This window comes from Candidatus Glassbacteria bacterium (assembly GCA_019456185.1).
Taxonomy (GTDB): domain Bacteria; phylum Gemmatimonadota; class Glassbacteria; order GWA2-58-10; family GWA2-58-10; genus JAJRTS01.
In genome coordinates, this window is the sequence record VRUH01000079.1 from 299 (window position 1) to 13012 (window position 12714).

Consider the following 12714-nt stretch of genomic DNA (forward strand, 5'->3'; position numbering starts at 1 on the left):
CCTCGATCCGCGAGGCCACCGCGTGAAGCACTTTCAGGCCCAGGTTGCTCATCCCCACCTCGTAAAGGTCGGGATAAACCAAGGCGACTTTCAGGCCGGCCGAGTCGCCGTTCCATTCTCCCGTGCCCGGCTCCGCACCCATATAGCGCGCCGGCCGGTTGACAAACGGGAGTAATTCCAGTTCAATTTTCTCCAGCAGGTCGCCGATAACCCGCCTCCGTGCTGAAAACAAAAAAGCGGGCCAGGCCCGCCGACAGGGTTAAAATTAAAGCAGTTACGCCTATAGGTCAAGACAATTCAGCAGCTAGGAGAATCGGAAACTTCAGGAACTAATCAGCGAAGAAGTTTGATGTGTTTCCCTGGGGATTCGGGAGTTCGTCAGCGGATGAATCCGGCCTGCCATGTCCCGCTGAAACCCACTCCCTGGATGGAACCCTCGAGCTTGCGGTCGCTGAACGTACCCTCGAATACCGCGCCGCCGCCGCCGGGTTCCTCGGTGCGGAAAGAGACAAACGTGCCGGAGACAGTACCGTTGGTAACAATAAACGTGTCGGCGGGAGCTTTGCCGAACCCCTCGGCCAGCGGATCGATCCTGATCAGGAATCCGTCGAAATTGAAGTCCCGCTGAACCAGTTCCAGCCTGATCCTGCTGGTCTGCTGGATATCGACGCTGTCGACCACGAGGCTCATGATGCCCTCCCAGACGCCCTGCAGGCGGGCCGTACCCTCCACCGCCACTATCCGCTCGTCACCACAGCCCGTGGCAATTATTCCGGCGTATATCAGCACTGGCAGGAGCAGCTTTATTTTCAATCCGTAGCGCACAATTCGATTCCCGAATCAGAAGACGAAATCCATGCCGCAGCCGATCCGCAGGGCGGAGGCTCTGCCGACTTCGAATTCCGGCACCAGCCTGGCCACGTCGGTAAATATCTGGTGCGAGAACTCGCCGCGCAGGGCGCAGGAGGAATTGAGTTCCAGTTTTACGCCGGCTCCCCAGTTGAAATAGCTGTACTTGGAGGTACCCTCGGGCGGACGGCCGTCGCCGGAAATCAGCAGCACTCCGCCGCCGGCCAGGAAGTACATCCCGCGGTCAGGCTTGAGGGGATAGTACAGAGCCTGGAGGCCGATCCGGACGCCGTCGGCTTCCAGACGGCCGCCGCGGTCACGGATCACCAGCGGCAGGTAGCTGCCCTCGGCCTCGAGAGCCAGTCGGTCGTACATCCGCCAGCCAACTTTCATTCCGGCCTCCGGGGCGACATCGATCGAGATCCGGGGGGAGAACGCCTGACAGGCGGCGAACGGAGCGAGGTACAGGCCCCTGGCCGCGCCGGCCATCGACGGGTAAAAGCGCGGGAGCTGCAGCCCAAGCCCGAGCGAAACGCTGCTGAGCAGTTCCGCGCCCTTGCCTTCCACGGTAATTACATGCCCGCGGTAGGCCGCGTCCAGTGCGATATCCTCGGTCAGATACATCCGAAAACCGGCACCGAAAGAGACATCGAGGTCGGTGCTTGACGAATCTCCCCAGGCAGTGTGCAGCACACCCGCACCCAGCAGCGCGTAGGGCACCGCCAGGCTGCCGGGATGGTAGCTGTAGCTCAGACCGCCGTTGACCGAGGTCCGCACGACATGGCCCTCCGGGGCCTCATCGGCTGCGGGGTTGAACTGCGCCGAGGCCAGTTCCAGGCGCCAGGAGAACTCGCGGGTAAAACCGCGGGCAAAACTGAACCCTGCCGCGGGTGCGGTCTCGCCGTCATAGATCATCACGCCCAAGCGGGTAGTGTACAGGTTGCGGGCCATGCGGCCGCGGGATGCTCCCAGCACGGTCTCCTGTGGCTCGAAAGGCGATTCGGGACGAACGGTATCGGCCATTCCCATCACCTCGCCGCCGGCAACCATCATGTCCAGACGGGCCGGAATACTGTCCAGGCCCAGAACGGCCAGCAGGCTGTCCTGCATGTCTTCCTTGGTCCTGACCTGCTGGAGCATCAGGCGCGAGCGCTCTTCCAGGACGGATATCTGCTCAGCGTACAGTTCCAATACCGCGTTGACACTGTCGGCCTGCACGTTGGACAGCTGGCGGTCCTCCGGATTGAAAACCTTGACCAGGTCCTCGCGCACCCAGCCGATACTGCCGTCGGCGATAAGCACCCGCAGCCAGTTCTTGAACTTGCGCTCGGCCAGCACCCGTTCGCCGCGGTAGAGCGTGGTAACCAGCTCGTAGCCGGTCCCCGGTCCCTTGCGGACGTTGGCGTAACGGTTGTAGATCATCATCTCGGTCGGCAACTGCTGGGCGATCAGCGGGATGCAGACGGTCAGCGATAAAATAAACAGTGCCAGGCTGACAATATTTTTCATCATCCGTCCAGGAAAATCTTGCGGTGTAAGAACAGCCCAAAATGGCCTGTAACGCGCCTAAGGCCGCTATATCGTATGTCGGATAAACAGGGGTAGAGCTTTAGTTTTCAAGCCTTTCGGCCGGTTTGCGGCGCGGCCAGCTCGAACAGCCCTCCCAGGGTTTCAATTCCCCGCTCTCCGGCCCGGTCCAGCAGGCGCAAGAGCAGGCGGGCGGTAACTTCGGCATCGCCCAGCGCGCGGTGACGGGCCGAGAACGACAGATTGAAAAACAGGGCCAGTTCATCCAGGCTGCGGCGATTGAGCTCCGGCACGAGCCTCCGAGCCAGTATCCTCGTACACAGCCTGGGGTTAAGCATTTTCTTGCCCCGGCTGAGGACCACTTCGTTCTGCACGAATCTCCAGTCGAACGGGGCGTTGTGCGCGACGAAAACCGAGTCGCCCAGGAAGCCGACAACCTCGGCACAAATCTGGTCGAACGTGGGCTGGCTCTCCAGCATCGAGCAGCTGATCCCCGTCAGACTGCTGATCGGCCCGGGCACCGGCCTGCGCGGATTAACGAGGGACTCGTAGCTGTCCGTAATCCTGCCGCCCTCCACCCTGACCATCCCGATCTCGATCACCCTGTCCGCGGGCGGCGCAAACCCCGTGGTTTCCACATCGATCACCACGTAGCTCGCACTGAGCAGAGCCTGCGCTGCCGACTGAGTATCGCTGGCCAGTGCCCAGAGTCTGTCGGCCGTCCGGGCGAATCTAGGGTCTTTATCCAGCATGGCGCGTGCCAGACGCTCCGCCATCGATTCATCGGCGTTGATCAGCGCCAGGACTTTGGCGCAAAGGTAGGCGGAGGAACAGGGGCCCTCGGCGGAAATCAGCTCCAGAGCCTTGTCCAGTGCGGAGTTGCTGTGAGCCAGGCTCATGGTCACTTCCGGCAGATTGCAAGCAGGTCGAGTCCGCCGCCGGCCTCGCCGGCCACAACGGAAAAGTCGTGGTAGGAATATTTCTCCAGGTATTCCCGTTTCCGGTCGCCGCCCAGGAACGAGGGCAGCGCGGCCTTTAAGCGGAGCAGGGAGAGTTTGAGCGACTCTGACATGTGGCGCTTGAGAGCGGCTGCTACAGGGTTGTTGGCCCGCAGATTGGAGGTGAGTACCCGCTGGACCTCGGGGCTGCCCTTGATTGCGCAGATCTGGACCCCGGAAAACTTTGCGGAGAGAACCTCTTTCAGGTCAGCGGGGCTGTATTCGCGTTTGTGGTAGCGGTTCCACGGCGTCTGGCCCGGATCCAGGCGCAGCAGACGGTTGGGCGTGGTCATCAGCAGCATCCCGCCGGGTTTCAGCACGCGGGAAATCTCCGCCACGAACATCGCGTCATCATCCACATGCTCGATCACCTGGAAACTGACAGCGGCATCGAACGTTTCGGTATTGAACGGGAACCTGGTGCCATCGTAAGAGGTGAACTCGCAGTTATCAGCCGCGTAACGGGCGCTGGCGTGCGCAACCGCCTCCTCGTTCAGATCCAGACCGGTCACTTTCGCTATTTTCCGGGCGAACATGTCCGTACCGTAGCCCTCGCCGCAGCCGACCTCCAGCAGGTTGGCCCCGCTGTCGATCCGGCCCAGCGCCCAGTCGTAGATGAAATAGTGGCGCAGATAGAGCAGGTACTGTTTTTTGGCCACTCTGAACTGCTCGGGTACGATCCTCTCCCCGATAACCGAACTGCCGCCCATCTAAGCTTCTCCTCAGGTTTTGCGTGAATAGTTCTGTCTTGTTCAGCCCGATCCCGACAAAATACAGCCCTCGTCAAGCCCGCTTGACAAATTGGGTTATTGCTGATTCCCGCCGCCGCTTTCAGCTCCGTTTTTACCTGTCAGGATCCTGAATTCCTGACGGACCAGCATCACGAACGTCAGCCAGAGGATTTCCACGTCCAGGCCCAGCGACCAGTTGCGGATATAGTAAAGATCGTGCTGGACCTTGCGGCTGACGCTGGTGGTTTCCCGGCAGGAGACCTGGGCCAGCCCGGTCAGCCCCGGACGGACCGCCAGGCGGCCGCGGTAGAGCTCCGGGTACGAATCGAAAAAGAACGGCCGTTCGGGCCGCGGACCCACCAGGCTCATCCTGCCGGTGAGCACGTTCCAGAACTGGGGCAGCTCGTCCAGACCTGTGCGGCGCAGGAAACGGCCCACTCCGGGCAGCACCCGCGCGTCGTCGCGGCCTGACCAGACCGGCCCGGTTTCACGCTCGGCCTCCGGGACCATCGTGCGGAACTTGCGGACCTCGAAAGTGATCCCGTGGCGGCCGACCCGCTCCTGGCGGTAGAGCACCGCGCCGGGGCTCGAGAACCTGATCGCCAGCGTAATCGCCAGCAACAGCGGGCAGGCGATCACAAGCACGAACAAAGAAATAACGGTATCCAGCACTCTTTTGAGCAGGGCCGGAAACCCGCTCACCGGTTCCACCAGCGGACCGGGGTCACCCATTACGTCAGCGGATGGTCCCCTGCCTCCGGCCTGGTCGCTTCGCGGCACCAGACGGAGTTCCACTCCGAGCGCCGCCAGTTTTTCGGCCAGCGGCAGCCAGCGGGCCGGCTCGATATCCTCCGGGTCGAGCAGCACCAGATCGATCCGGTGGGTTGCGGCCAGCCGCTCGGCCTCATCCAGGCTGCCCGAGGGCAGACCCTTCGGCAGGCCGGCATCGCCCTCCACTGCCAGGGCGACAGGCTCCACCCGCGCCGCGCTGGCCTCCAAGCGGGCCATCAGGTCCGCGATCCGTCCCGCGGCGGCTGCCAGCAGAACCCGCTCCCGGGCCAGGGGAGCGAAAAACGGCAGGTCTAAAATTAACTGGGCGGCGAACCGCCAGGCCAGGCCATAGAGTGCCGTCAGCAGGCAGAACAGCAGCACGACCAGGCGGCTGAACGCGTAGTCGCGGAAATAGAACGGCAGGACAGTCACCAGCACGCTCAGCACAAAACCGGCTTTGAACAGGCCCAGCACCGAGGGTACCCGTTCGCGGCCAATGCCCAGCGCCCAGAGGACCGGCAGGTAGATAGCGGCTATCATGGCGGCGTAAAACAGGTACGACCAGCCGCTGAAATACGGGGGTATCGGGTAGAGACCGCCCCAGCGGATCAGGACGGCAGTAAAAAAGGCAGCCTCGGCGGCTGCCACGTCCGAGGCAATCCAGACCGGCCCCGGTTTGTTACGTTTAGCATTCAAGCTTCACCTCTCCTGCGCAAACCCGGTCCCGCGGGCGGGTTACTCTTCAGATCAAACCCATTAGCGCCTGCAGCTTGAGCCACCACACCATCCACACCGCCTCGATGACGATTTTCTTGCCCATTTTCGAGGTGCCGGAATGGCGGTCGACGAATACTATCGGGATCTCCTTGATCTTGAATCCCTTGCGATGGACCTTGAAACTGACCTCGATCTGAAACGAATAGCCCTCGGACTGCACCTTGTCCAGGTCCAGCGATTCGAGCACCCGGCGGTGGAAACACTTGAACCCGCCGGTGGGGTCCTTGACCGGCAGGCCGGTGATCACCCGCGTGTAGATACTGGCGCCGTAGCTGAGCAGCAGACGGCTCATCGGCCAGTTGACCACGTTGATCCCCTTGACATAGCGCGAGCCGATCACGAGGTCGGCTTCCGTAGCAGCAGCAAAGAAATCCGGAAGGTAGCGAGGGTCGTGGCTGAAATCGGCGTCCATCTCGAACACCAGCTCGTAGTCGCGTTCCAGGGCCCAGCGGAATCCGGCGCGGTAGGCGCTGCCCAGGCCCAGCTTGGCCTCGCGGTGCATCACGTGGACACGCGGGTTTTCCGCGGAAATTCCGTCCACCACCTCGCCAGTGCCGTCGGGCGAGTTGTCGTCGACAATCAGCATCTCCAGGCGCTCGTCTTTCTCCAGCACCTGGGCGATCAGGTTCACGATATTCTCTTTTTCGTTGTAGGTCGGGACAATCACCAGCGCCTTGTCGTTCATTCAGCACTCCCGCTGCTAGCGTCTTCCTCAGGATTTTTTCCGCCCGGCATTCCACCGGCAGACAGCAAAACGGCTACAGGGATCAGTTCGGCCAGGGTCAGCCAGATCCGCGAGACCAGCGCGACCACGGTGGCGGCCAGTCCTCCCAGCGTGGTTGTGAGCAGCACGGTGAACATCACCTCCCGAATCCCGATCCCGCCGGGAGCGAAAACGGCCAGAAAACCGATAATGTAGCCCACCGCGTAGATCCCGGTCGATTCACTCCAGCAAAGCTCCGCGCCCGGAATCACCGAGAGGATGAACCAGTGGAAACAGAGGCCGTAGCCCAGCCACACCAGCACATTAAGCATAAACCATACCAACAGGTCCCTGAATTTCAGTTTGCGCGAAACAGGCGGCTTGCCCGACAGCCGCGCGGCCAGGTCCAGCACTTTGTTGAGCAGGCCCGGATGGAGGAACACCAGCACGACCGGAACGGCGAGCCAAGTCCACTTCAGCAGCGGCTCGAAACTCCCGGCCAGTTCTGCCGGAAACAAGGCCAGGCCGACCACTGTTCCGGCCAGCAGCACCAGCACGTGGTTGAGCACGCTGCTTGCCGCGGCGTCCATGGCGCCGAGGCCCTCGCCGCGGGCCATCACTGCCATCCCGGCGATCTGCCAGACCTTGCCGGGAAGGTAGCGGCCCAGGTTGGAGATAAACCAGACATAGGCCGCGCGCCAGGGCTTGATCCAAACTCCGCCGATCGCCAGCACCACCATCCGCCAGATCTGGGTGTTGACCAGAAAGATCAGCGAAATGCCCAGCATCGAGAGCACGAACGGCAGCGGACGAAGCTCCCAGTCCAGTTCGCCGAGCTGGTGCCAGTTGAGTACCAGGTTGTGATAGATCAGGTAATAGCCGAGCACGAACAGGACCAGCACCTGGCCCGCGCCCACGGCGGCTTTTTTCCAGTTCACGATTTTCCCTACCAGTCATTCCGGTACGCGCACCAGCCGACAGCCCCGGCCAGCACCAGCAGGGACAGGATGCTGACCCTGCCGCCCCAGCAGAACGGCCGCGAGCGGTAGCTCATCTCTACTTCATGCCCGCCGGCCGGAACGTACACCGCCCTCATCGCCAGGTTGGCGCGGTAAACCCTGGCCGGCCGGCCGTCCACAGTCGCCTGCCAGAAGGGATGGTAGCTTTCGGCGAAATAGAGCAGGCATGGCTTCTGACAGTTCACCTTAAGACTGATTCTGTCATAGCCATGATAGACCGGCTCAACCGTTCCCTGCCCTGCGTCCACTCCGGCCAGCGACGAGGCGTCGAAATCCGGCGGCTCGTTGAGGATCAGGGTCACGCCGGGATCGAACGCCGGATCGTTGATCCTGTTCAGTACCGCGTCGTCGTCCTCGATAACTTCAAAAGCGCCGAACAGACGGTAGCGCTCCCAGGCGCCCGGATTACGGTAGAGTATCCTGGCCGTGCGCCCGTCCTCGAGCACTTTTTCCAGGAACGGGTATTCCCGCTCGAAAAACGGAGTGAGCCGGCTGTTGCGAAACATGATATGGTCGGCGGCCATCAGGTCCCAGAAGCGGTGGTGGATCGTGTTCGGCAAAGTAATCTGCGGGTTGCCAAGCTGTTCCTGCAGCGATTTCCAGAGACGGGGATCGCGGGCCAGGTTGCGCTGGGTATGGGTGCCGGACAGCTTCTCGAACCATTTCAGCCGCAGCGGCATACTGGCGTTGACCGTCGGTATCTTGAAAAAGAGCAGGCTGTTGTCCCAGTAATCGCTGTAACCCTCCCGGATAACCGGCGAAGGGTAAAAATAGACCCTGTGCTTTGTCAAATCCTGTGCTTGAAGGTGATCCACTATCTTGTTGCGGGAGTACACACTGTTCACATCGCCGGTGTTGAGCCAGTGACGGTCCATGCGCATCAGGTCCGCCCAGGTGAGCACGGCCAGCAGCACCACCAGCGCGACAAGCGGGATCACCCGCGATCTCCACATCCAGACCAGCCCGACTATCGCGCCGCCCACCACTGCGCTGATCAGGGCGGAGCGGATAATCTGCGGGTAGTAGCTCCTGAGCACGGCCAGGCGCGCCTGGCCAATTTTCTCCGGCAGCATCCCGGAGAGCATGTTGGGCAGGGCGTCCTTGCCCCCGCCGATCACCACCAGCACGATCCCCAGCGCTCCCAGGCAATAGAGCAGCACCTTGAAACCGCTCCCGGACGATTCCGCCTTTGCCTGGTCATCCCGGCCCTCTGCGCCCAGGACATAATCGATACCGTAGCCGGCCAGGGTAATCAGGCTGAACGCGAACACGAAAAACATCATATTGGGGCCGCGGAAGCTTTTCACCACCGGCAGCAGGTGGTAGGGCAGGCGGAAGAACGGGGTGTAGCCGCCGTAATTCCAGAGCAGGGCCGCCGCGGCGAGTCCGCTGAAAAACCAGACCTTGCGGTGGCGCCGCCTCGCCAGCGCCACCACCGCGAACATCAGCGGCAGCAGGCCCATGTATTCAGAGTGGAGCTTGAAACTTTCGGCGCTCCAGTAAGCGGCGGGCTCCCCGGTGAATCCCGGCACCACCAGCCCGGCAGTCTCGAGCGGGTGCATGCTGAAACTGGTGGCGTGCGCGTAGCCCTCATAGCCCAGGCCCAGGCCCTCCTGACGGTGGGCGAGCTGCCGGTTAACCGCTGTGGGGAAAAACTGCACCGCGGCCAGCGAGACAGCCAGCACGAATCCGGCGGTGTACATCAGACCCAGTCTAATAAACGGCCTGATTGACTTATCCTCGCGCCAGACTGCTACCAGGCGGTAGATGGCATATGCGGTCACGGCCAGGCAACTGAAATACATCATCTGCAACTGGGGGGTGAGAATCTGCAGCGCCACGACCAGACCCATCAGCAGGAACCAGATCAGCTTGCGGCGGTTGAACCCGCGTTCGAGGAAGAAAAACACCAGCGGAGTCAGCAGGATCACGAATATCCGGCCATCGTGGCCGCCGTGAAGGCCGCTGGCCACCCAGCCGGTGAACGTGAACGCCACCGCGCATAACGAGGCCGCTGCTTTGGAGAGGTTCAGCTCCCTGATCCAGAGGTAGCAGAACAGGCCGCCGAAGAGCATCATCAGCAGGAATGTCCAGCCGATAGCGCGGAACAGCGGCATGATGAAATACAGCAGGCTCAAGGGGTAAAACATCGGACCGGTCAAGCCGCCCGCGTAGGGAAGTCCGCAGAAACTCAGCGGGTTCCACAGCGGATAGCTCCCGCCGGCCATGACCGCATCGACACCGATCTTGCGTGTCTGCAACCCCTGGGTGATCATATCCGAGCCCAGCAGGATTGCATTTGAGTGGAAAATGAACTCGCGAAAATAGACGACCAGCGCCAGCAGCAGGAACCCACAGAGCGCCCAGAACAGGCGGTTGCCGGAGTCGAGCCCCGCCGGCAGGCTGAAATCCGGCTGTTTTAGCGGCGGCTTGTTGGCTCCGGACCTGTTTTTTTTCTTAGCGGCCATCAGGGTCGTCTCCGCAGATACTTCTTCGATATTCAATACAGGCGGGTATTTTCAACCGCCGCTGCTGACCTGTTTCTCCAACAGGGCCAGATCGTTGTCCACCATCTCGTTGACCAGCTCTTCCAGGGTCACATCGCAGCTCCAGCCCAGCTCCCGCCTGGCTCTTGATGAGTCGCCCACCAGCAGTTCCACTTCCGCCGGACGGTAAAATTTCTCGTCGATCCTGACGTATTTCTCCCAGTCGAGTCCGGCTCGCACGAACGCCATCTGGACGAACTCGCGCACGGACCGGGTCTGGCCGGTTGCGATCACGAAATCCCCCGGCTTCTCGCGCTGAAGCATCAGCCACATGGCGCGTACGTAATCGCGGGCATGGCCCCAGTCACGCTTGGCGTCAAGGTTGCCCAGACGGACCTCCGTAGCCAGCCCCAGCTTGATCCGGGCCACGTGGCGCGTGATCTTGCGGGTGACAAACTCGTAGCCGCGCCGGGGGGATTCGTGGTTGAACAGGATGCCGGTGGAACCGTGAATGTTGTAGGCGTCGCGGTAGTTGCGGGTCAGGTCGAAACCGACCACCTTGGTGATCCCGTAGGGCGAACGCGGATAGAACTGGGTTTTTTCGGTCTGCGGCACTTCGCGCACCTTGCCGAACATCTCGCTGCTGCCGGCGAAATAGAACCGGCAAGCGGGCGCTTTTTCGCGGACCGCCTCGAGCATGAAATGGGTACCGTTGATATTGGTATTGAACGTGCTGAATGCATCCTCGAACGAGTAGCTGACAAAGCTCTGGGCGGCCAGATGGTAGCACTCGTCCGGACTGATCTCCGCAACCGCGCTAAGGAGGCTGGGGTAACTTTCCAGCGAGGCGGAATGCAGGACGATATCGTCCAGGATATGGCTGATCCGGTGCATGCGGTGCTCGGGGTCTTCCAGGGCCACCCGCCTGACAATGCCGTGAACTTCGTAGCCCTTCTCCAGCAGGAACTCCGCCAGGTAACTGCCGTCCTGACCGGTGATCCCGGTGATCAACGCTTTGCGTTTCATAATCCGTATCCTCAATTCCCTGAATTTAGCGCCATCCGATTGACCCTACTAAAATAGCTAAACCATCGGCGAGGTAAAGATTATTGTGCCCCGGCCGCCGGTTCATTCTCCTCCCGCGGGCCGGTCAGCCGGCCGTAGAGCTCCAGCCACTGGCCGGTCAGTCTGTCCCAGTCGAACATTTTTTTCACATAATCATAACCCTGGTTACCAAGATTACCTGCAAGTTCCCTGTCTGTCATCAGACGGGCGATTGCCTCGGCCAGGGCCGCCGGGTCCTTCTCGGGAACCGCCAGACCGGTATGCCCGTCCTTGACGATATCCACTATCCCGCCGACATTGCTGGCAATCACCGGCTTGCGGTAGCTCAGCGCCTCGATCAGCACCACGCCCAGGCCCTCGGTATCGCCCCGGGAATCGATAACGGCCGGCAGGACGAAACAGTCGCAGTCGCGGTAGCACGCGGCCAGGCGCTCATCGTCCACCCGGCCCAGCATGTGGACCCGCCCGCGAAGATCGAGCGCATCCACCAGCGCGTTCAGATTGCTCTCCTCGGGTCCGCCGCCGACGATATCGAGTTCGACCGGAAAGGGGAGATCAAGCTTTTTCATCGCTTTCACCAGGTATTCCACCCCCTTGCGCTCCACCAGCCGACCGACAAACAGCACCCGTCGCGTGCGCTCCGGGCTGTCGTCCAACGGCTCGAACTGTTGCGGGGGCGGCACCGGCGAGCCGTAGGGCACGATTTCCACGTCCGTTTCCGGCGAGATATCCTTGAGCAGATTGCGCGTATACGTGCTGATCGCCACCACCAGGTCGCTGATCCCGGCTGTCCAGCGCAGGAACGGGATGAAAACGCGCATCCGGTTGATCACCCACATCAGCTCCACGCCGTAAAACTGGTTGATCAGCGGCGCCCCGGCCCAGCGTGAGGCGAACCAGCCGAAGATGGACAGGGGGAACGGCCAGTGGACGTGGACCAGGTCGTATTTATCCAGCCGCAGCACGCGGCGCAGGCCGATGATGCCGCCCAGGATATAAAACGGCACCAGCAGCAGCAACAGCTTGTTGGCCTTGATCTGGTCGGGTATCGTCTTGTCGTGGGAGAACATTTCCAAGGGTGAGGGCAGGTAGCGGAAACGCCGCACTGTGGTGCCGTCGACCTCGTGATCGTTCTGCCCGTGCCAGGCCGATGTATAGACCGTGACATCCACTCCCCGGCCGCGGAGCCGGGAGATAGTCTCCACCATCCACGGATTGATTATGTCATCGGGGCTGCGCTTGTATGATGTTACGATATAGAGGACTTTCACCGGAGCACCTCGGCGACCTTGGCGTAATCCTCGTCAAAGACGATTTTGAACTTCTCCGGCTGTTTCTGCAGCGCGGGCACGAGATAGCGGAAAGTGGTCCCGCTGACCGCGTCGATCACCACGTAGTCAGTCTCCATCACAACCGCCAGCACGGAATCCGCATCCTGCGAATAAGGGTAGTTCATCACTTTGCGGCCGGAGAGGTAGTGGTAGAGCCTCGGCTTGCGCACGGTCACGACCGCATCCGCCGGCGTATTGGCCTTCACCCATTCTGCGGATTCGAACAACTGGCGGAAATTGACACTGTAGCCGGCGTACTTGTCTCCGCCCATGTAGCGGGCGAGATATCTGAGATTGGTTTTGACCGCCGGTCCGTGGGAGAGCAGTCCTCCGGCGGCGAGTACAACCAGGACTGTGACCGCGACTTTCCGGCGCAGCGCTTCGCCGGCGCCGGCCAGAGCCGCGCCGGCCAGCAGAGACTCGGCCAGGTAGAGCAGGAACAGGGGAATGACAGCCA

At 61.5% G+C, this 12714-nt stretch carries 10 protein-coding genes and 1 pseudogene (1 of these 11 running past the window's edge); all 11 read right to left on the minus strand.

Annotation, left to right across the window (positions count from 1 at the left end; all coding sequences use genetic code 11):
• A pseudogene (locus tag FVQ81_17015) lies at nucleotides 1–232 on the minus strand (B12-binding domain-containing radical SAM protein); it reaches 298 nt to the left of the window's first position.
• Nucleotides 233–378: 146 nt separating this feature from the next.
• Nucleotides 379–825: a hypothetical protein gene (locus tag FVQ81_17020; GenBank protein MBW7998233.1), complete on the minus strand. Its 447-nt coding sequence runs from the start codon at nucleotides 823–825 to the stop codon at nucleotides 379–381.
• Nucleotides 826–840: 15 nt separating this feature from the next.
• Complete coding sequence (locus FVQ81_17025; GenBank protein MBW7998234.1) at nucleotides 841–2361, minus strand: outer membrane beta-barrel protein; 1521 nt, start codon at nucleotides 2359–2361, stop codon at nucleotides 841–843.
• A gap of 104 nt (nucleotides 2362–2465) precedes the next feature.
• Nucleotides 2466–3275, minus strand: a complete 810-nt coding sequence (locus FVQ81_17030; protein MBW7998235.1) for a 3'-5' exonuclease — start codon at nucleotides 3273–3275, stop codon at nucleotides 2466–2468.
• A gap of 2 nt (nucleotides 3276–3277) precedes the next feature.
• A complete protein-coding gene (locus FVQ81_17035) occupies nucleotides 3278–4084 on the minus strand; it encodes a class I SAM-dependent methyltransferase (protein MBW7998236.1) in 807 nt (268 codons plus the stop codon).
• A 96-nt stretch (nucleotides 4085–4180) separates the two neighbouring features.
• A complete protein-coding gene (locus FVQ81_17040) occupies nucleotides 4181–5572 on the minus strand; it encodes a sugar transferase (GenBank protein MBW7998237.1) in 1392 nt (463 codons plus the stop codon).
• Nucleotides 5573–5618: 46 nt separating this feature from the next.
• Nucleotides 5619–6338, minus strand: a complete 720-nt coding sequence (locus FVQ81_17045; protein ID MBW7998238.1) for a polyprenol monophosphomannose synthase — start codon at nucleotides 6336–6338, stop codon at nucleotides 5619–5621.
• Nucleotides 6335–7309, minus strand: coding sequence for a hypothetical protein (locus FVQ81_17050; GenBank protein MBW7998239.1), 975 nt, complete (start codon nucleotides 7307–7309; stop codon nucleotides 6335–6337). Before FVQ81_17050 ends, FVQ81_17045 begins: the two co-directional genes overlap by 4 nt.
• A complete protein-coding gene (locus tag FVQ81_17055; GenBank protein MBW7998240.1) occupies nucleotides 7303–9843 on the minus strand; it encodes a YfhO family protein in 2541 nt (846 codons plus the stop codon). Before FVQ81_17055 ends, FVQ81_17050 begins: the two co-directional genes overlap by 7 nt.
• 51 nt (nucleotides 9844–9894) lie before the next feature.
• Nucleotides 9895–10887 carry a GDP-mannose 4,6-dehydratase gene (locus FVQ81_17060; protein ID MBW7998241.1) on the minus strand — a complete coding sequence of 331 codons (993 nt, stop codon included), beginning with the start codon at nucleotides 10885–10887 and terminating at the stop codon, nucleotides 9895–9897.
• 80 nt (nucleotides 10888–10967) lie between these two features.
• On the minus strand, nucleotides 10968–12197 hold the full coding sequence (locus FVQ81_17065) for a glycosyltransferase family 4 protein (GenBank protein MBW7998242.1): 1230 nt from the start codon (nucleotides 12195–12197) through the stop codon (nucleotides 10968–10970).
• Nucleotides 12198–12714: the final 517 nt, after the last annotated feature.

Excerpts from the sequence above, each read along its gene's own strand:
- FVQ81_17030 (MBW7998235.1), bottom strand. The coding sequence starts at position 3,275 with ATGAGCCTGGCTCACAGCAACTCCGCACTGGACAAGGCTCTGGAGCTG.
- FVQ81_17055 (MBW7998240.1), bottom strand. The coding sequence starts at position 9,843 with ATGGCCGCTAAGAAAAAAAACAGGTCCGGAGCCAACAAGCCGCCGCTA.
- FVQ81_17060 (MBW7998241.1), bottom strand. The coding sequence starts at position 10,887 with ATGAAACGCAAAGCGTTGATCACCGGGATCACCGGTCAGGACGGCAGT.
- FVQ81_17025 (MBW7998234.1), bottom strand. The coding sequence starts at position 2,361 with ATGATGAAAAATATTGTCAGCCTGGCACTGTTTATTTTATCGCTGACC.
- FVQ81_17045 (MBW7998238.1), bottom strand. The coding sequence starts at position 6,338 with ATGAACGACAAGGCGCTGGTGATTGTCCCGACCTACAACGAAAAAGAG.
- FVQ81_17035 (MBW7998236.1), bottom strand. The coding sequence starts at position 4,084 with ATGGGCGGCAGTTCGGTTATCGGGGAGAGGATCGTACCCGAGCAGTTC.